This window comes from Pantoea sp. WMus005, assembly GCF_013415305.1.
Classification (GTDB): Bacteria; Pseudomonadota; Gammaproteobacteria; order Enterobacterales; family Enterobacteriaceae; genus Pantoea; species Pantoea rara.
This window is the reverse complement of sequence record NZ_JACBXU010000001.1, coordinates 1,794,372-1,813,970: the sequence shown is the minus strand read 5'-3', so window position 1 is coordinate 1,813,970 and position 19,599 is coordinate 1,794,372. Positions and strand designations below refer to the sequence as shown.

Annotated in this window: 17 protein-coding genes; 11 read left to right on the top strand and 6 right to left on the bottom strand. The window is 60.0% G+C overall.

From position 1 onward, the window contains the following. The first annotated feature begins 58 nt into the window (after nt 1–58). Nucleotides 59–2,227 (top strand): ATP-dependent DNA helicase DinG, encoded by a 2,169-nt coding sequence (gene dinG, locus HZZ01_RS08245; protein WP_179896342.1) that lies wholly within the window; start codon nt 59–61, stop codon nt 2,225–2,227. Nucleotides 2,228–2,253: 26 nt separating this feature from the next. Continuing rightward, complete coding sequence (gene ybiB / locus HZZ01_RS08240) at nt 2,254–3,222, top strand: DNA-binding protein YbiB (RefSeq protein WP_179896341.1); 969 nt, start codon at nt 2,254–2,256, stop codon at nt 3,220–3,222. Between the two features lies 1 nt (nt 3,223). On the opposite strand, the gene HZZ01_RS08235 is transcribed toward ybiB, so the two are convergent. From HZZ01_RS08235 to hutH (HZZ01_RS08225), 3 genes are all read right to left on the bottom strand, one after another. Continuing rightward, a complete protein-coding gene (locus tag HZZ01_RS08235; protein WP_179896339.1) occupies nt 3,224–4,381 on the bottom strand; it encodes a M20 aminoacylase family protein in 1,158 nt (385 codons plus the stop codon). 200 nt (nt 4,382–4,581) lie between these two features. Next, the gene (gene hutU / locus HZZ01_RS08230) at nt 4,582–6,267 is read right to left on the bottom strand and encodes a urocanate hydratase (RefSeq protein ID WP_179896338.1); all 1,686 of its coding nucleotides are present in this window, start codon (nt 6,265–6,267) and stop codon (nt 4,582–4,584) included. After that, nucleotides 6,267–7,835 carry a histidine ammonia-lyase gene (gene hutH, locus HZZ01_RS08225; RefSeq protein ID WP_179896336.1) on the bottom strand — a complete coding sequence of 523 codons (1,569 nt, stop codon included), beginning with the start codon at nt 7,833–7,835 and terminating at the stop codon, nt 6,267–6,269. The genes hutU and hutH (HZZ01_RS08225) overlap by 1 nt, the downstream gene beginning before the upstream one ends. Before the next feature lie 325 nt (nt 7,836–8,160). On the opposite strand from hutH (HZZ01_RS08225), the gene hutC reads away from it, so the two are divergent. After that, entirely contained in the window at nt 8,161–8,916 is a 756-nt protein-coding gene (gene hutC / locus HZZ01_RS08220; RefSeq protein ID WP_179896334.1) for a histidine utilization repressor, read from the top strand. Here hutC and HZZ01_RS08215 read toward each other — a convergent pair. Together HZZ01_RS08215 and HZZ01_RS08210 are read right to left on the bottom strand one after the other, a co-directional pair. Continuing rightward, nucleotides 8,900–9,442, bottom strand: a complete 543-nt coding sequence (locus HZZ01_RS08215) for a HutD family protein (protein ID WP_179896332.1) — start codon at nt 9,440–9,442, stop codon at nt 8,900–8,902. The genes hutC and HZZ01_RS08215 overlap by 17 nt on opposite strands. Then, complete coding sequence (locus HZZ01_RS08210) at nt 9,439–10,794, bottom strand: formimidoylglutamate deiminase (RefSeq protein ID WP_179896331.1); 1,356 nt, start codon at nt 10,792–10,794, stop codon at nt 9,439–9,441. The genes HZZ01_RS08215 and HZZ01_RS08210 overlap by 4 nt, the downstream gene beginning before the upstream one ends. Before the next feature lie 81 nt (nt 10,795–10,875). Here HZZ01_RS08210 and hutI point away from each other — a divergent pair, with 81 nt between their 5' ends. From hutI to hutH (HZZ01_RS08175), 7 genes are all read left to right on the top strand, one after another. Continuing rightward, nucleotides 10,876–12,093 carry an imidazolonepropionase gene (hutI, locus tag HZZ01_RS08205; protein WP_179896329.1) on the top strand — a complete coding sequence of 406 codons (1,218 nt, stop codon included), beginning with the start codon at nt 10,876–10,878 and terminating at the stop codon, nt 12,091–12,093. Beyond that, on the top strand, nt 12,090–12,881 hold the full coding sequence (gene hutG / locus HZZ01_RS08200; protein ID WP_179896327.1) for an N-formylglutamate deformylase: 792 nt from the start codon (nt 12,090–12,092) through the stop codon (nt 12,879–12,881). The genes hutI and hutG overlap by 4 nt, the downstream gene beginning before the upstream one ends. Before the next feature lie 306 nt (nt 12,882–13,187). Beyond that, nucleotides 13,188–14,036: a transporter substrate-binding domain-containing protein gene (locus HZZ01_RS08195; protein WP_179896325.1), complete on the top strand. Its 849-nt coding sequence runs from the start codon at nt 13,188–13,190 to the stop codon at nt 14,034–14,036. Nucleotides 14,037–14,048: 12 nt separating this feature from the next. Next, nucleotides 14,049–14,768: an ABC transporter permease gene (locus tag HZZ01_RS08190; protein ID WP_179896323.1), complete on the top strand. Its 720-nt coding sequence runs from the start codon at nt 14,049–14,051 to the stop codon at nt 14,766–14,768. 8 nt (nt 14,769–14,776) lie between these two features. After that, nucleotides 14,777–15,517, top strand: a complete 741-nt coding sequence (locus tag HZZ01_RS08185) for an ABC transporter permease (RefSeq protein ID WP_179896321.1) — start codon at nt 14,777–14,779, stop codon at nt 15,515–15,517. Next, nucleotides 15,510–16,304, top strand: a complete 795-nt coding sequence (locus HZZ01_RS08180; protein WP_179896320.1) for an ABC transporter ATP-binding protein — start codon at nt 15,510–15,512, stop codon at nt 16,302–16,304. The genes HZZ01_RS08185 and HZZ01_RS08180 overlap by 8 nt, the downstream gene beginning before the upstream one ends. Next, on the top strand, nt 16,301–17,818 hold the full coding sequence (gene hutH, locus HZZ01_RS08175; protein ID WP_179896318.1) for a histidine ammonia-lyase: 1,518 nt from the start codon (nt 16,301–16,303) through the stop codon (nt 17,816–17,818). Before HZZ01_RS08180 ends, hutH (HZZ01_RS08175) begins: the two co-directional genes overlap by 4 nt. 3 nt (nt 17,819–17,821) lie before the next feature. Here hutH (HZZ01_RS08175) and HZZ01_RS08170 read toward each other — a convergent pair whose 3' ends face one another. Next, entirely contained in the window at nt 17,822–18,454 is a 633-nt protein-coding gene (locus HZZ01_RS08170; RefSeq protein WP_179896316.1) for a flavin reductase family protein, read from the bottom strand. A gap of 141 nt (nt 18,455–18,595) precedes the next feature. Here HZZ01_RS08170 and rlmF point away from each other — a divergent pair, with 141 nt between their 5' ends. Beyond that, complete coding sequence (rlmF, locus tag HZZ01_RS08165; protein WP_179896314.1) at nt 18,596–19,528, top strand: 23S rRNA (adenine(1618)-N(6))-methyltransferase RlmF; 933 nt, start codon at nt 18,596–18,598, stop codon at nt 19,526–19,528. Nucleotides 19,529–19,599 lie beyond the last annotated feature (71 nt).

Sequence of the window (19,599 nt, the reverse complement as noted above, 5' to 3'; positions counted from 1 at the left end):
CGCCGCCGGGATACTGTGTAAAAATACAGGCCATATTTTCGGTGTGGTAAAGCAAATCATGGCCCTGACAGCCGCAGTAAAAAGCCAGATAGCGCAATGGTATAAAGCGCTTCAGGAGCAGGTGCCTGATTTCATCCCGCGTGCACCGCAGCGCCAGATGATTGCTGAAGTGGCAAAATGCCTGGCGGGCGACGATTCACGCCACCTGGCGGTCGAAGCGCCGACCGGCGTGGGTAAAACTCTCTCTTATCTGATTCCGGGCATCGCGGCCAGCCGCGCCCAGGAAAAGCAGCTGGTGATCAGCACCGCTAACGTGGCGCTGCAGGATCAAATTTTCACCAAAGATCTGCCGCTGCTGAAGAAAATCATCCCCGACCTCACCTTTACTGCTGCCTTTGGCCGCGGGCGCTATGTCTGTCCGCGCAATCTGGCGGCGATGGCAGCCGACGCCGATCAGCAGGGCGATCTGCTGCTCTATCTGGACGATGATGCGGTCAGCAGCACCAAAGAGGAACAAACGCAGTGTGGGCGCTTACAAAAATCCCTGGACCGCTATCAGTGGGATGGCCTGCGCGATCACAGCGAAGAGAACGTCAGCGACAGCCTGTGGCAGCGCCTCTCTACCGATAAGGCAAGCTGCCTGGGTGCGCACTGCCACTGGTATCGTGAATGCCCGTTCTTTGTGGCACGACGCGAGATCGAGCAGGTGGATGTGGTGGTGGCGAACCATGCGCTGGTGATGGCGGCGATGGAGAATGAGTCGGTGCTGCCACCGGCCAAAAACCTGATGCTGGTGCTGGATGAAGGGCATCACCTGCCCGAAGTGGCCCGCGATGCGCTGGAGATGAGCGCCGATATTACGCCGGGCTGGAGCAGCCTGCAGCTCGACCTGTTTATTAAGCTGGTTGAGAGCATCATGACGCAAATGCGGCCAAAATCGCCACCACCGTTGGCGAATCCCGAACGGCTTAAGGCGCACTGCGATGAGCTGCGCGAGCTGCTGAACATTACCGCGCAGGCGCTGAATCCGCTGCTGCCGCCACATAACCAGCCGGGCGAATTCCGCTTTGTGCTGGGCACGCTGCCGCAGGAATTGCTGGATCTCTGCGCCCGGCTGTTCAAACTCAGCGATGCACTGCGCGGCCTGAGCGAAGGCCTGATTAATGCGCTCAGCGAGCAGACCGGCAAAGTCGATCTGGTGCGTCTGCATCGCAATCTGCTGCAGCTTAATCGCCAGTTTGGCTGGTTCGAATCGGTCAGCAAGCTGTGGCGGCTGGCGGCAATGGAAAAAGCCTCTGGCGCGCCGGTGTCCAAGTGGATCACCCGTGAGCTGCGCGAAGGTCAGGCGCACCTGCTGTTTCACTGTGCCGGGATCCGTGTCAGCGATCAGCTGGAGAAGATGCTGTGGCGTAAAATTCCGCATGTGGTGGTCACCTCCGCTACGCTGCGATCGCTCAATAGCTTCAATCGCCTGCAGGAGATGTCGGGACTCAGCGAGAAAGCGGGCGACCGGTTTGTGGCGCTCGACTCGCCGTTTAACCATGTGGAGCAGGGCAAGCTGGTGATCCCGCAAATGCGCTTTGAGCCGCTGATGACCCACGAAGCGGAGCACATCGCCGAGATGGCCGGTTTCTTCCGTCAGCAGATGGCGGAGAAAAAGCACAAAGGCGTGCTGGTACTGTTTGCCAGCAACCGGGCGATGCAGCAGTTTGTCGCCTGTCTGCCAGACCTGCGGCTTTCGATGCTGGTGCAGGGCGATCAGCCGCGCAGCCGCCTGGTGGACCTGCACCGTCAGCGCGTCACTAAAGGGGAAACCAGTGTTCTGATTGGCCTGCAGTCCTTTGCCGAGGGACTGGATCTGAAAGGCGATTTGCTGAGTCAGGTGCATATTCATAAAATCGCTTTTCCCCCGGTAGACAGTCCGGTAATTTTGACCGAAGGCGAGTGGCTGAAAAGCCTGAAGCGTTATCCGTTTGAGGTGCAGAGCTTACCCAGCGCCTCATTTACCCTGATTCAACAGGTCGGACGCCTGATTCGCAGCCATCAATGTTATGGCGAAATCGTGATTTATGATCGCCGTCTGCTGAGCAAATCTTACGGCAGCCGGTTATTAGCAGCGCTGCCGATCTTCCCGATTGAACAGCCGGAAACGCCAGAGCCGGAAGCGATACCGGCCACTGTGGTGCCCAAAAACACGGTGCGTAAACGACGTCCCACGCGGCGCTGAGCCGCGCACTTAACCGGAAGCGAGTGATGGAACTGAATAAAATCATTAAAGAGATTGGTCGCGGTAAAAATCATGCTCGTGACATCGATTTTGATACCGCAGTGGCGCTTTATGGCGCAATGCTGGCGGGCGAGGTGCCGGACCTGGAGCTGGGTGGCATCCTGATTGCGCTGCGTATCAAAGGCGAAGGTGAAGCGGAGATGCGCGGCTTTTATCAGGCGATGCAGGCGCAGATGATGCAACTGCGTGCGCCAGAAAACCGGCCGATGCCGGTGGTGATCCCCAGCTACAACGGCGCGCGTCGCCAGGGCAATCTGACGCCGCTGCTGGCGTTACTGCTGGTGAAACTCGGCTTCCCGGTGCTGGTGCATGGCGTCAGCGACGACGCGACGCGCATCACCAGTGAAACGGTGTTTGCCGCGCTGGGCATTACCCCTGTCACTACTGCTGAGGCGGCGCAGGCGAAACTCGATCAGGGCGAGCTGGCCTTTATCACTATCGATCACCTCTGCCCACCAATGGCGAAACAGCTGTCGCTGCGCTGGCGGATGGGCGTGCGTAACAGCGCGCATACGCTGGCGAAACTGGCGACCCCATTTGCAGAGCGAGCGGCGCTGCGGCTGTCGAGCGTGTCGCATCCGGAGTATGTGCCGCGCGTAGCAAAATTTTTCAGTGACATTGATGCGCCAGCCATACTGCTCAATGGCACCGAAGGGGAAGTCTATGCAAATCCGCAGCGCTGCCCGGCGATCAGTATGATTCAGGGTGCAGGCACGGAAGCGGAAGTGTGGGTGGAGCGTCAGCCTGAAGTGGCGATTGAACTGCCGGCAGATAAGTCGGCAGAGGTGACTGCGCGCTGGATTGAGGAGGTGCTGAATCGGCAGCGCCCGGTACCTGCGTCACTGCGACTGCAGCTCGCCTGCTGCCTGCGCGCCAGCGGCCAGTGCGACTCGCTGGCTGCGGCAGAGCAGCAGATCCTCACCGCCGGTTATTGAGTCAGGATAATGGCAGCGTCTGTTCAACCAGGTTCTGCCAGAAACGAATGCCAATCGGCAGCAGCGCGTCGTTGAAATCATAGCGGGCGTTATGTAGTGGCGCGGATGGCGTCTCGCCGTCCGCGCCCAGCCAGAAGTAAGCGCCGGGGCAGGCTTCCATCATGCAGGCAAAATCTTCTGACGCCATCGACGGATTGACCTGCCAGTGAACCCGGTCTGCTCCCAGCGTCGCCAGTGCCACGTCGCGTACCTGTTCAGCCGGTGCCGCATGGTTGGCGGTGACCGGATAGCCCGGCAGCCAGTCAATCTCACCGCTGACGCCAAACGGACGCGGCAGGGTCGCTACAAACTCATCAATCAGCCCTCGCACTTTTTCGCGCACGCAGGTCTGCAGACAGCGGACTGTGCCGCGCAGCACAATCTGTTCCGGGATGACGTTGATTGCTTCGCCACCGTGGATCTGGGTCACACTGACCACTGCTGAAGCCAGTGGAGAGAGGCGACGTGATGGAATGGTCTGTAGCGCCAGAATCAGCTCGGCCGCCACCACCATCGGATCCGCACCACTTTCCGGCATTGCTGCATGGCAGCTTTTGCCATGCAGCGTAATTTCAAACGAATCCAGCGACGCCATCATCGCACCGGGGTTAACCGCCAGCGAGCCCAGCGGCAGACCCGGCCAGTTGTGCATGGCGTAGATCGCATCCATCGGGAAGCGCTGAAACAGTCCCTCTTCCACCATTTTGCGCGCACCGCCCAGATTCTCTTCGGCAGGCTGAAAGATAAAATGCACCGTGCCGCTGAACTGACGCGTGGCGGCCAGTTGTCGGGCGGCGGCCAACAGAATGGCGCTGTGACCGTCGTGTCCGCAGGCGTGCATCACGCCAGGCGTCGAAGAGCGCCACTCGACGTCACCCTTTTCCGTGATCGGCAGCGCATCCATATCCGCACGCAGCCCGATAACCGGGCCGGGACCGTTTTCCAGCGTGCCAATGAGCCCGGTGCCCGCGAGACCACGAAAAACCTGCAATCCCGCCCGCGCTAACTCTTCCGCGATAAACTGGCTGGTTTGCTGTTCCTGGTAACCCAATTCAGGCTGGCGATGAAATTCACGGCGCCAGCGCAGGGCATCTTCAAGCAGGGCAGGGGAGAGAGTCATGCAGCGTCGTGCTCCTTACAGAATGAGAAGATTTCACTTTAGTGATCAGGTGGCGCGGCGTCTATCGCTGTCGGGACTAAATATGGCTATAGGCTAAATCAAAAAGGAATAAGTAATAAGGAAGTGATTTCAGGAAAGGGTATCAGGCTATAAACATGCAAACAAAATGGGGCAAGCCTTAGCTTGCCCCGTTCAAATAACTACTTCTGCATCGGGAGGTTCAGGCCATGATCTGCCGCGCAACTCTGCGCCAGCTCATAACCTGCATCGGCGTGACGCATCACACCTGTAGCCGGATCGTTCCATAGCACGCGGCTCAGGCGCGCATCGGCCTCTTTGCTGCCGTCGGCAACAATCACCACACCAGCGTGCTGCGAGAAGCCCATGCCAACACCGCCGCCATGATGCAGGCTGACCCAGGTCGCGCCGCCTGCAGTATTCAGCAGCGCGTTAAGCAGCGGCCAGTCAGAGACGGCATCAGAGCCATCTTTCATCGCTTCGGTCTCACGGTTTGGTGAGGCGACTGAACCGCAGTCGAGATGGTCGCGGCCAATTACCACCGGCGCTTTCAGCTCGCCGTTGCGCACCATTTCGTTGAATGCCAGACCGGCAAGATGCCGCTCACCCAGTCCCAGCCAGCAGATACGTGCCGGCAGGCCCTGGAAGGCGATGCGCTCCTGCGCCATATCCAGCCAGCGATGCAACGTTTTGTGGTGCGGGAACAGCTCTTTGAGTTTTGCGTCGGTCTTGTAGATATCCTCCGGGTCACCAGACAGCGCCACCCAGCGGAACGGGCCTTTGCCTTCACAAAACAGCGGGCGGATATAGGCGGGTACAAAGCCAGGGAAATCGAAGGCGTTGCTGACACCCTCATCCAGCGCCACCTGGCGGATGTTGTTGCCATAATCCACCGTCGGGATGCCCATATGACAGAAGTCGAGCATCGCCTGGACGTGAATTGCCATAGAGGCGCGCGCGGCTTTCTCAACCGCTTTCGGCTGTGAAATGCGCTCCTGTTGCCAGCGCGCCAGATCCCAGCCAATCGGCAGATAGCCATTAATCGGATCGTGCGCAGAGGTCTGATCGGTCACGATGTCCGGCTTCGGCCCGCCCGCCTGAGCGCGCTTCACCAGTTCCGGCAGGATCTCAGCAGCATTGCCCAGCAGGCCGACTGAAATCGCTTTTTTCGCTGCGGTGGCTTCACTGATGATGGCCAGCGCTTCGTCCAGCGTAGTGGCTTTATAGTCGACGTAGCGGGTACGCAGACGGAAATCGATGCGTGACTCCTGGCACTCAATCGCCAGCACACAGGCTCCGGCCAGGACGCCCGCCAGTGGTTGCGCGCCGCCCATGCCGCCCAGCCCGGCGGTGAGGATCCAGCGTCCGCTGAGGTCGTTGTTATAGTGCTGACGTCCCGCTTCGACGAAGGTTTCGTAGGTGCCCTGCACGATGCCCTGCGCGCCGATGTAGATCCAGGAACCGGCGGTCATCTGGCCGTACATCATCAGGCCTGCTTTATCCAGCTCATGGAAGTGATCCCAGGTCGCCCAGTGCGGCACCAGGTTGGAGTTCGCCAGCAGGACGCGCGGTGCATCCGCGTGGGTGCGGAAGATGCCGACCGGCTTGCCACTCTGGATCAGCAACGTTTCATCCGGCTGCAGCGCCCGCAGCGAACGCAGGATCTGCTCAAAACACGCCCAGTTTCGCGCTGCTTTGCCGATGCCGCCGTAAACCACCAGATCTTCCGGGCGCTCGGCCACATCGGGATCAAGGTTGTTCTGAATCATGCGGTAAGCCGCTTCAATCAGCCAGTTAGCGCAGTGCAGCGTGGTGCCATGCGGCGCACGAATCTCACGTGCTACCGCCTGAGAAAGAGTTTCGCTCATTACAGATTCCTTAATTCAGCTGAAGTTGGGCGCATGCTTGGCAGCAGCGCGGTCAATGCCTGAGGCCAGTCAGTGCGACTTGCCCACTGACGCATTGCCTCAATATCGGGCGCCAGCAGGCGATCCTCCTCAAGGAAGGCGACCTGCTCGCGAATGGTGTCGATGGCCTGCTCAATCAGCGAGGAGCTTCTCAGTGGCCGGTTGAATTCAATGCCCTGCGCGGCGGCCATCGCTTCGATACCGACCACGGCAGCGCTGTTAAAGCACATGCTGCCGAGACGGCGGGCGGCGTAGGTCGCCATCGAAACGTGATCCTCCTGGTTAGCGGAGGTCGGCAGACTGTCCACGCTGCCCGGATGGGCCAGCGATTTATTCTCAGAGGCCAGCGCAGCGGCGGTGACCTGGGCGATCATAAAGCCGGAGTTCACGCCGCCGTCGCGCACCAGGAAGGGCGGCAGACCGGACAGGCCGCTGTCCAGCAGCAACGCCATACGCCGCTCGGAGATGGCCCCGACTTCGGCAATGGCCAGCGCCAGGATGTCAGCGGCAAAGGCCACCGGTTCGGCGTGGAAGTTGCCGCCGGAGATCACATCGCCGCTGTCACTGAACACCAGCGGGTTATCCGAGGCTGCGTTCGCTTCGATTTCCAGAATGCGTGCCGCATGGCTGAAATTGTCCAGGCAGGCACCCATCACCTGCGGCACGCAGCGGATGGAGTAGGGGTCCTGTACACGGCCGCAATGCGTATGCGACTGCAGAATTTCACTGCCCTCAATCAGGGTGCTGACGGCGGCGGCGACCGCAATCTGGCCCTGCTGACCCCGCGCCTTGTGGATACGGGCGTCGAACGGTTTCAGCGAGCCTTTGATCGCTTCCAGCGACAGCGCACCCGCCATCAGACCGGCAGCAAACAGGTTTTCACCTTCAAACAGGCCGCGCAGCGCCAGCGCAGTCGACACCTGGGTGCCGTTAAGCAGCGCCAGTCCTTCTTTTGGACCAGGCACAAACGGCGACAGGCCGACGCTTGCCAGTCCTTCTGTGGCAGGAATTAACCCGCCATTGAGCCGGACCTGACCTTCGCCCAGCAGCATCAGCGACATGTGCGCCAGCGGTGCGAGATCGCCGGAAGCCCCGACCGACCCTTTTTCCGGGATGCAGGGCATCACGCCCGCGTTGAACAGCGCCAGCAGCGCCTCAACCAGTTCGATACGTACGCCAGAGTGACCGCGCGCCAGGCTGATGATTTTGGTCGCGACTACCAGACGGGTGACATTGTCGGGCAACAGATCGCCCAGCCCGACGCTGTGTGACAGCACCAGATTACGCTGCAGATCCGCCAGCCGGCTGGCCGGGATTTGCGTCTGCGCCAGTTTGCCGAAGCCGGTATTAATGCCATACACCACGTTGCCAGAGGCGACAATCGCATCCACGGTCTGCTGGGCTGCCGCAATCGCCTGATGCGCACTCTCATCAAGGCTCAGCGTGACGTTACCCTGATAGATAGCGCGTAATGTGGCGAGGTCCACCTCGCCTGGCACCAGGCGCAAAGCCTGAAACGAACCTGACATAGTCTACTCCTGTCTATACAAGTGTGCTGGCGTGGCTAAGCTGCTTTTCTTGCCCTGACCAGCGGAATAATTCGAGTGAAACATAAGCGTTAACCCTTGTCTATGCTTGTCTATACAATCAAGTATTGAAAGCAAGCGTCGTGCCAGGCCGATCACAAAAATCGAATCTCTGCCCGCTGCGGGTTACGTCCTGAAAGCATTACAGAGGCTGCACCATGAGGATGCGCAGACTGCACCAGTAGGGCAGCGGGTGCTCTACTGGATGTATATACATTCACGTGGTGAGACAGTAAACTTAGGGGACTTTCAGCATAAGGAACAGCAAATGGTCGAGCATACAGCACTGGCACAACTGGCGGCGGCAATGAGCGATGAACCTGCCCCGATCTATCAGCGGGTGAAGCAGGCTATCGTCAGCCAGATTCGTGAAGGGTTGTGGAAAGCGAATCAGCGTGTGCCATCAGAAAGTGAACTGGTCAATGAACTGGGCGTCAGCCGCATGACCATTAACCGGGCGTTGCGCGAACTGACCAGCGAGGGCTTCCTGGTGCGGATGCAGGGCGTCGGAACCTTCGTGGCAGAGATGAAAGGCTACACCGCCATGCTGGAGGTGCATAACATTGCCGATGAGATTGCCCAGCGCGGCCATCAGCACAGCAGCAAAATTCTCGCCATCGGTCAGAACAAAGCCGATCCCGAGCAGGCTGCGGTACTGGGACTTACTACCGGGCAGACGCTCTTCCATTCGCTGATTGTGCATTACGAAAATGACCTGCCGGTGCAGCTGGAGGATCGTCTGGTCAACCCGCTGGTCGCGCCCGACTACCTGACGCAGGATTATGAGAAGATGACGCCGTACACCTATCTGATGCGGGTCGCGCCGCTGACGGCGGGCGAGCACATCGTTGAAGCGGTGCTGCCCGATGCGCGTCAGCGTAAACATCTGTCGCTGGACGAGCACGATCCCTGCCTGCTGATTCGTCGTCAGACCTGGAGCGACACGAAGATCGTGACGTATGCGCGGCTGCTCTATCCCGGCTCACGTTACAAACTACTGGGCCGCTTCAGAGGACACGGTTAAGTCGGGCAAACAGCAGCCGGGCATCCGTGTCACACGGGCTGAGTTGTGTCTCTTCATCGACCCACCACGCGCCCTGTTGCGCGCTCAGCTTTTCTCCGTCAGCCGTCTGCCATGCGCCACCCAGCACCCAGGCGACACCATGCAGCGCGCTGACCGCCGTGTTAACCACCTCTACCGTAGCCTGCCATTCACCACGTCGCGTCATGATATTGAAATCTTCGCTGATGCTGCCCTGCAGCTGCGCCGTTAAGGCGAGTTCTCCGGCAAACGCCCACGGCTTTTGCGGCGTCAACAGATGCTGCACATCAGACGCGGTTAATAACACCGGATCGCCATGCAGCAGGGTAATTACCCGATCGATCTCCGGAAAGGCGGAGAAGGGGCCATCCTGCGCCAGGGTGGCAATGCTGGCGCGCCAGCTGAAGCGATCCGCGCCGGGCGGGAAGCTGATGATTTCGCGGGTCTCGCCACCGCCGTTGCGCCAGCGGCTGACCGCCAGATCTGCGTACGCGAACCGGGCGATCATCGCAGCGCCGCCATCGCCTGAGCAAAGCGCGTAGCACACGCCGTCTGCTGCGGATGCACGCCATCTTCCACCACGGCCTTACCTGCGACATAAACGTCGCGAATCTGATCGCGCTGTCCGGCAAACAGCCAGCGGTTCAGCACGGCGTGGGACTCAACGCTGCCAAGCCACGCCTCATCGCGCAGCACCAGCCAGTCAGCACGTTGTCCCACCGCCAGCACGCCCTGCTGAATGCCGCACGCCTGGGCGCCACCCGCTGCCGCCTGTTGCCAGAGCAGGTCGCCCACCGACGGCTGGCCGGGCAAAGTCATCCGGTTGCGACGCTGGTCGCGCAGCCGCTGCGCATACTCCAGCCAGCGCAGCTCTTCCTGGGCGCTCAGCGAGACATGGCTGTCAGAGCCAATGCCCCAGCGTCCACCCTGTGCGATATACTCCACCGCCGGGAAGATGCCGTCACCGAGGTTAGCTTCGGTGGTCGGACAGAGGCCCGCGACCGCACCACTGCGGGCAAGGCGCGACAGCTCACTCTCATCCAGATGGGTGGCGTGGATCAGGCACCAGCGCGCATCCACCGCAAAGCGGTTCAGCAGCCAGGCGACCGGACGTTCGCCGCTCCAGGCCAGCGAGTCATTGACCTCTTTTTGCTGTTCAGCCACATGGATATGCACCGGCAGTGCCGGATCGCTGGCTGCCAGCACGTCGTGCATCTGGCTTTCACTTACCGCCCGTAGCGAATGGAAACAGAGGCCACGGTTCAGCAGTGGCCGCTGCTGCTGCCATGCATCCAGCCGTGCCTGCTGTTGCAGATAGCGATCGGTCTGCTGGATAAAACGTTTCTGACCGGCCGCCGCGGGCTGACTGCCGAAACCGCTGTAGCTGTAGAGCACCGGCAGCATGGTCTGACCGATACCGGCGATCTCCGCCGCTTCGATCAGCTGTTGCAGCATCGCGTCATCACCGTAGGGCGTGCCGCTGGGGTCGTGATGCAGATAGTGAAACTCCGCCACCTGGGTGTAGCCACCTTTCAGCATCTCGATATAGAGCAGGGTGGCGATATCGCCCACCTGCTCAGGTGTCAGGCGCTGGACCATGCGGTACATCAGATCCCGCCAGGTCCAGAAGCTGTCCTGAGGATCGCCCGCCACTTCAGCCAGACCTGCCATGGCGCGCTGAAAGGCGTGAGAGTGCAGGTTGGCGATCGCCGGGATCACCTCGCCGTTGAGCCTTATCGCCTCCTCAGCGTGGCTGTCCGGGGTAATGGAGTCGATAAAACCGGCCTGATTGACCGTGATACGTACCTGCTGCTGCCAGACCTCCGCCAGCAGTGCGCGCGGGGCAAAAAACGTTGCCATGGTTGATCCTCATCGGATGTAGTTGTATATACATATACATACTTTGAGGCACAGTGTAAACGGCGGAGGCATGAGGCAACGATGGCAGAAGAGATGCGCGTAGAAACGGTGTGGACGGGGGCCGACCTGGTCACCATGCGTGACGGAAAGTACCATCTGATACCTGAGGGCGCGCTGGTGGTGCAGGCGGGCAAGCTGGTGTGGGTCGGGCCGCAGGCGGAGATGCCCGCGTTCATTGCCGATCAGCATCATCATCTGCCAGGCGGCATCGTGACGCCGGGACTGGTGGATTGTCATACCCATCTGGTGTTTGGCGGTGATCGCAGTCAGGAGTTTGAACAGCGCCTGAATGGCGTCAGCTACGCAGAGATTGCCGCGCAGGGCGGCGGCATTCTCTCCACCGTGCGCGCCACCCGCGCGGCCACCGAAGAGGAGCTGGTGGCGTCGGCTCGCTGGCGGATCAATCGTCTGCTGGCCGAGGGCGTCACTACCGTTGAGATCAAATCCGGCTACGGTCTGGACGAAGAGAGCGAAATGCGGATGCTGCGGGCGATTCGCCAGCTGGGCGAGAGCGTGCCCGCCGATGTCCGTGCCACCTGTCTGGCCGCCCATGCCTTTCCGCCGGAGTTTACGCACAATCCGGATGGCTGGGTCGATATCATCTGCGACCGTCTGCTGCCGCAGGTTAACGCGCTGGGGCTGGCGGATGCGGTGGATGCGTTCTGCGAGCATCTGGCCTTTTCCCCTGAGCAGGTGGCGCGGGTGTTCGACCGGGCCGTGGCGCTGGGCATGCCGGTGAAATTGCATGCGGAACAGCTCTCGGCGCTGGGGGGCGCAGCCCTGGCCGCGCGCTACGGCGCACTCTCTGCTGATCATCTTGAATACGCCACCGAAGAGGATGCCAGAGCGATGGCAGAGCATGGCACTGTGGCGGTGCTGCTGCCTGGCGCGTTTTACCTGTTACGCGAGACCCGGCGTCCGCCGGTGGAACTCTTCCGGCAACATGGCGTGCCGATGGCGCTGGCCAGTGATGCCAATCCCGGTACGTCGCCCGCGCTGTCGCTGCGCCTGATGCTCAATATGGGCTGCACCCTGTTTGGCATGACGCCGGAAGAGGCGCTGGCAGGCGTTACGCTGTGGGGGGCAAAAGCGCTGGGGCTGTCTGACAGTCACGGCTCGCTGGAGGCGGGAAAAGTGGCGAACTTCGTGCACTGGCCGCTGGCCCGTCCGGCGGAACTGGTTTACTGGCTGGGGGGCGAGTTGCCCTGTACTGTTGTTTATCGTGGAGAACTGCAATGAACCCTTTCTATTTTTCCCAGGGCAGCCTGCCGCTGCTGGTCAGCATTCCCCATGCCGGTACGGAGTTGACGCCTGGCGTGGAAGCCGGACTGAGTGAGGCCGCGCGCGGCCTGCCTGACACCGACTGGCATATTCCGCTGCTGTATGATTTTGTGCGTGATCTCGGGGCCAGCGTGTTAATTGGCCGCTACTCACGTTTTGTGGTCGATCTCAATCGTCCGCCCGATAACCAGCCGCTCTATTCGACTGCCACCACCGGCCTGTTCCCGGAAACCCTGTTCGATGGCACGCCGACCTTTGCGCCAGGCAAAACGCCCGATGCCACGGAGCGTCAGGGCTACATTGATCAGATCTGGCAGCCTTATCATCAGCAGATTCAACAGGAACTGGCGCGGCTTAAAGCGCAGCACGGCTATGCGCTGCTGTTTGACGCGCATTCCATCGCCAGTGAAATTCCCCGCCTGTTTGAGGGGCGTCTGCCCGATATCAACGTCGGCACCAACGACGGTGCAAGTTGTACGCCTGCCATGAGCGCGGCGATTGAGGCGGTGTGCGCAGCACAGACCGACTACAGCTGGGTGATCAACGGGCGCTTTAAAGGTGGCTACATCACCCGCGCTTACGGTCAGCCGCAGCAGCAGATTGAGGCGGTCCAGCTGGAGCTGGCGCAGCGCAACTATATGGATGAAACCTCGCCCTATGCCTGGCAGCAGGCGCGCGCCGCACAATTACAGAAAGTACTGAAGGCAATGATCCACGCCATGCTGGCGCAGGCTAAACCGCACTAAAGCAGCGATGCGCCACCCCGGTGCAGCGCTGCGCCAATTGGGTGCAGGCAAAGGCGTTTTGCCTGCCTGCACTCATCCTCCCGCCCCTTCTTCCGTCTCTGCAGAGCTGGCATAACCTTTGCTAGGTTGTATGTACAAGTGAAGCAGTGCCACTCTCCACATCATAAATTCTGTCTGGCTCACAAAATGATAAAGCCGGCAATGAACTGCGCTGCGTTAACTTGTATATACATGACATATCATCCTGTGAAATTTATGTTAAATCTCGTCAGGGCGATCACCAGGCCGCTACTTCAGGAGAACCGTATGACACACCCTCTGACTTTTCGTCGTTTATGTCTCACTACGCTGGTTTCCAGCCTGCTGCTCTGTGGCGTCAGTGCCCAGGCTAAAGAGTGGAAGTCAATCACCATTGCCACTGAAGGCAGTTATGAACCCTGGAACCTCACGCTGCCGGGCGGCAAGCTGGGCGGTTTCGAACCGGAACTGATGGCGGATCTCTGCCAGCGCATGGCGATCCAGTGCAAGCTGGTGGTGCAGAACTGGGATGGGATGATCGCCGGACTGAATGCCGGAAAATATGACGTCATCATGGATGCGATCGTGATTACGCCCGACCGCAAGAAAGTCGTGAATTTCACCGTACCCTACGCCTCAACGCCTGCCACCTTCATCACGGTAAAAGGGTCACTGCTGCCCGCTGACAGTAAGATCATCAAACTCACCGACGACGCCGGAACCGTGGAACCTGCCATTGCACCCCTGAAAGCAGCGCTGAAAGGCAAAACGATCGGTATCGCCTCCGGCACGGTTTATACGCCATTCATCGACAAATATTTCAAAGATGTTGCAGACATCCGCGAATACACCAGCTCAGCGGATGCGATCCTCGATTTGCAGGCGGGGCGGATTGACGCGGTATTTGACGACGTCACCTTTGCGCAGTCGATGCTGGCGCGGCCGGATAACCGTAACCTGAGTTTCAGCGGTCCACAGCTGGGCGGCCCAATCTGGGGTGAGGGTGAAGCGATGGGCGTGCGTATGGCAGACAACGATCTGAAAGCCCGACTGGATCAGGCGATCCAAGCCGCGCTGGCCGACGGCACAGTGAAAAAGCTGAGCGAGAAGTGGTTCAAAACTGACGTCACACCCTGAGTGAGGTAACTGATGATAAGCCTGCTGAGTTTTGGCCCGGACGGCTGGGGACGGTTGATTCTGAGTGCCACGCTGACCACGTTGCTGCTGTCGCTATGCGCACTGCTGGTCGGTGCGGTGGTGGGATCGTGCGTTGCCGCCGCAAAGTTATCCTCCCATCGCGCGGTACGCTGGCTGGGGGAAGGCTACTCGGTCATCTTTCGTGGCATCCCTGAGCTGCTGGTGATCTACCTGTTCTACTTCGGCGGCTCGGGACTGATCACGCAGATCGGACAACTGTTTGGCGCGGACGGCTTTATCGAAGCGCCGCCGTTTCTGATCGGAGCATTGGCGATCGGGCTTATCTCTGGCTCTTACCAGGCGGAAGTCTATCGTGCCGCACGGCTGGCACTGGCGAAAGGGGAGATCGAAGCCGCCGTCGCCATTGGTATGCCGCGCTGGCGCATCCGGCAACGCATTCTGCTGCCGCAGGTGGCACGCTATGCGCTGCCCGGCCTGTCAAACGTCTGGCAGATGAGCCTGAAAGATTCGGCGCTGGTGTCAGTAACCGGCATTGTCGAGCTGATGCGGGCCAGCCAGATTGCGGCCGGTTCAACCCGGGACTACTTCTCCTTTTACCTGGTGGGCGGAGCCTGTTATCTGCTGCTGACGCTGCTGTCGAATCGCGCCTTTTTGCGGGCCGAATCCCGTCTGGGCCGCGCCTGGCAAAGCCGCACCGCTGCACAGCATTAAGGACATTTATGATCGATCTTGCGTTCCTTACTGAAACCTTCCTGAAACTCAGCGCGGCGCTGCCAGTCACGCTCGGCCTGTTTATCAGCGCCTTTCTCTGTGGAGGCGTGCTGGCGGTGGGCATTCTGGCACTGCGCATGAGCCGCTGGCGGCTGCTGAGTGCATTTGCCCGCGGCTACATTCTGGTGTTTCGCGGATCGCCGCTGATGATCCAGCTGTTCCTGATCTACTACGGTCTGGGACAGTTTGGTGTGATTCGCCACAGCGTCTTCTGGCCGTTTCTGCGTGAGCCTTTTACCTGCGCGGTGCTGGCGCTGTCGCTCTGTACTGCTGCTTACACGGCGGAGATCCTGCGTGGCGCACTGCTGGCGGTCCCGCCCGGTCAGGTGGAAGCGGGGATGGCGTGCGGTATGTCGCGTGGCCTGCTGCTGCGGCGCATTATCGCGCCGGTGATGCTGCGTTATGCGCTGCCTGCGTACTCCACCGAAGCGATTCTGCTGGTGAAATCGACCGCGCTGGCCAGTCTGGTAACGGTGTGGGATGTCACCGGGGTAGCCCAGCAGATTATCCAGCGTACTTACCGCACCATGGAGGTGTTCCTGTGTGCGGCGGCGATCTACCTGATCCTCAACTTCATCATTGTTCAATTGTATGCCCTGCTGGAGCGGCGTCTGACACCGGTTCATAAACCGGAAAAAAAACCGTTACCAGCCGCTAAGCCGATCCCCGGAGGAGAAAAAAATGTCTGAACTGCCACCCGTCACGCTGTCGGCCAGCGACATCCATAAATCCTTTGGCGCGATGGAGGTGCTGAAGGGCATCTCGCTGCAGGCGCACCAGGGCGATGTCATCTCTATTCTCGGTGCCAGCGGCTCGGGCAAAAGTACGCTGCTGCGCTGTATTAATTTGCTGGAGACGCCCGATTCTGGCGTGGTTAGCGTCGGCGGTGAAACCATTGAGATGAAGCGTCATGCGCGCGGGCACCAGCTGGCAGCTAACCCGCGTCAGATTGAGCGGCTGCGTTCCCGGCTGGGGATGGTGTTTCAGAGCTTTAATCTCTGGTCGCATCTCACCGTCCTGCAAAACGTCATTGAAGGGCCGCACTACGTCCTGAAGCGTGATAAAAAAGCCTGCATTGTCCAGGCGGAACAGCTGCTGGATCGGGTCGGTTTGCTGAATCGCAAAGATTTCTATCCTGCCCAGCTTTCAGGCGGCCAGCAGCAGCGGGTGGCGATCGCCCGTGCGCTGGCGATGGACCCGGAGGTGATGCTGTTTGATGAACCCACGTCAGCACTGGACCCGGAACTGGTGGGCGAGGTGCTGAAGGTGATGCGCAGTCTGGCGGAAGAGGGGCGTACTATGCTGGTGGTCACTCACGAGATGGGCTTTGCCCGCAACGTCTCAAACCGGGTGGTGTTTATGCATCAGGGCACGATTGATTGTCAGGGCACGCCAGAGGCGATGTTCGGCGAGGCGGGATCGGCGCGCTTTAAGCAGTTTATCTCCAGTCATCATCAGGTGGAGCCGGTGGTATGAGCGACGAGACGAATCAGACGCGGGTCTGGGGTGATGGCCCGCTACAGTGGCAGGCGCTGGTGCAGGTCGCCCGGCACGGCGCGACCCTGACGCTGAGCGACAGCGCCTGGCAGCGCATCGCGCAGAGCCGTGAAATTGTCGGAAATATCGTGGCAGCGGGGCAGGTGGCCTACGGCATCAATACCGGATTAGGGGCGTTGTGCAACATCACTCTTTCGGAAGATGAACTGAACCAGCTGTCGCGCAATACCCTGCTGAGCCATGCCTGCGGTGTCGGGCCGGTGCTGAAAAAAGCGGAGGTGCGCGCCATTCTGTGTGCCGCGATTGCCAACTACAGCCACGGCAAATCGGGTGTGTCAGTGGCGCTGGTGCAGCAACTGCTGGCGCTGCTGAATCTGCAGATTACACCTCAGGTGCCATCGCAGGGATCGGTGGGCTATCTGACGCACATGGCGCATATCGGTCTGGCGCTGATCGGCATCGGTGAGGTTGAGTGGCAGGGCGAAATCATGCCTGCGCAGCAGGCGATGGCCCAGGCGGGATTAGCGCCTTACCGGCCAGGTGCCAAAGAGGGACTGAGCCTGGTCAACGGCACGCCCTGCATGACCGGCTTAGCCTGCCTGGCGCTGGACGATGCCGAACGTCTGCTGGACTGGGCGGATGTGACAGGCGCAATGAGCTTTGAGGCGCTGCGCGGTCAACTGGTGGCGTTTGATCCCGAAGTGCTGGCGCTCAAGGCCAGCCCGGGGATTCAGCGGAGTGGTGAACGTCTGCGCCAGTTGCTGAGTGACAGCCCGCTGCTAACCGCGAGCGTCGGTATCCGGACTCAGGATGCACTGAGTCTGCGGTCGATGCCGCAGGTGCACGGTGCCTGCCGCGATCAGTTTGATCACGCCGCTCGCCAGGTGGAGACCGAACTCAACGCCTGTACCGACAATCCGCTGATTCTTGGAACGCCGCAGGAGTGGCGCGTGGTGTCTCAGTCACATCCGCATGGTGAGTCGGTGGCCATGGCCTGTGATCTGCTGGCGATTGCGCTGGCGGAGCTGGGGAGCATTGCTGAGCGACGACTTGATCGGCTGGTGAACCCGCTGGTCAGTGGCCTGCCGCCGTTTCTGGTGGCTGAGCCTGGCGTCAATTCCGGCATGATGATTGCGCAGTACGTGGCGGCCTCGCTCTGCGCGGAAAACCGTCAACTGGCGCAGCCTGCGGTGCTCGATAACTATGTCACATCAGGATTACAGGAAGATCATCTGAGTCTCGGCACCGGGTCGGCGCTGAAGCTGCTGAAGCTGGTCAGCAACGTCGATCACATCATCGCGATTGAGTATTTGCTGGCGGCACAGGCGCTGGAATTTCACGGTGAATCGCAGCTGGCAGCCGGCACACGGCGTGCCTGGCAGCATCTGCGTCAGGGTGTTGCGCGCTGGCAGCAGGATCGCTGGCTGGCACCCGACATCGCCCGCGCAGTGGCGCAGATAAAAGCGCACCGGGCTGATGCGCTTGTGGGGTGAGGATTACCTGCGGCGTGCGTCCGGACGGACTAAATCAAAGCGCTGCGCTTCACTGATACCGTAATAGGCGCTGGGGCCGCCTGCGCGCAGAATCGGTTCGGCTTTTGCAGTCTGATAAATGCCCTCTTCCAGCAGCGAGTCATCGATGTGGATCGCCACCGCTTCACCCATGACCAGCCAGCTGTCGAGCAGGTTGCCGCTGGCATCCTGCAGCTGAATCAGTTGCGTCAGGCGGCACTCGAAGTTGACCGGGCTTTCTGCCACCAGGTTCGCACTGACCTGAGATGCCGCCAGCGGCGTTAACCCGGCAAAGGCAAATTCATCCTGATCGGCCGGCAGTGAAGCGGAACTTTCGTTCATCGCTTCGGCCAGCGGGCGGGTTGCGAGGTTCCAGACAAACTCTTTTGTCTCAGCGATATTCCGGACGCTGTCTTTCCAGCCGCTGCTGGCAAAACCGATAATCGGCGGCTGATAGTTGAAGCAGTTAAAGAAGCTGTAAGGGGCCAGATTATGCTGGCCGCTGGCGCTGACAGAGCTAATCCAGCCAATCGGGCGCGGCCCGATAATCGCATTCAGCGGATCGTGCGGCAGACCGTGACCAGCACGGGGTTGATAGGAATAGCGTTTCCGGGTCATAACGTCTCCAGCAGGGAATTTTATTTATCTTAGCCCCACAGCATCGCCCGACGGAACCGGAATGAGGTAAGCGGATGGTGCGGGTTTATTTTCCGACGCCTACAGCGTATTGTACGCGCGCCGGAATAATTGAGAGAACGTATGAAAAAGTCAGCCAGCACGTCGCCCTTCCACGCCCGCAATCGCCATCAGGGCGAATACGATTTTGCCGCGTTAACCGCTGCCCATCCACCGCTGAAGGCCAAAGTCCGGCCCAACGGATATGGCGTGAAGTCCGTGGATTTTGCGGACCCGGAGGCGGTGATGCTGCTGAACCAGGCGCTGATCAAACTGTTTTACGACATCGACTGGCAACTGGCTCCTGGCTCACTCTGCCCGCCAGTACCGGGACGCGCCGATTATCTGCACTATCTTGCCGATTTGCTGGCGCTGGATAACAACGGCGTCATCCCGATGGCGGACGTACTCGATGTCGGCTGCGGTGCAAACTGCATCTATCCATTGATTGGTGCAGCAGAATATGGCTGGCGCTTTACCGGCACCGAGATTGATGAAGCCGCCATTAAAGCCGCTAACCGCATTGTCGCAGCCAACCCACGCCTGACGCGCCAGATCCGTTTACGTCGTCAGAAAAACACCGATGCGGTGCTGGCGGGTGTGGTCAGCAAAACGGAATTTTTCAGCGCAGTGATGTGTAATCCGCCGTTCCACGCGTCGCCGGATGAGGCAGTGGCAGGTTCGCAGCGTAAGGTCCGCAATCTCGGGCTGGATAAAAATGCACCGCTTAACTTTGGCGGGCAGCACAATGAGCTGTGGTATCCCGGTGGTGAGAAAGGCTTCATCGGCAAGATGATCGCCGAAAGCGTGGCGCTGGGTCGTCAGATCGGCTGGTTTACCTCGCTGGTGTCGCGCAAAGAGAACTTACCGGCGCTGGAAAAACAGCTGCAGGCGCTCGACGTCGCTGAGGTGCGGGTAGTGAATATGGCGCAGGGTCAGAAGCAGAGCCGCTTCCTGGCGTGGAGTTTTATGGCTGCGGCGCAGCGCAGCAAACTGCTGAGTCGTCTGGGTAACTAAGAGGTCTCTTTACGCGGGCAACGGGTTTATCTGCGGACGAAGAGGAAAAAAGAACGGGCCGCGATGCGGCC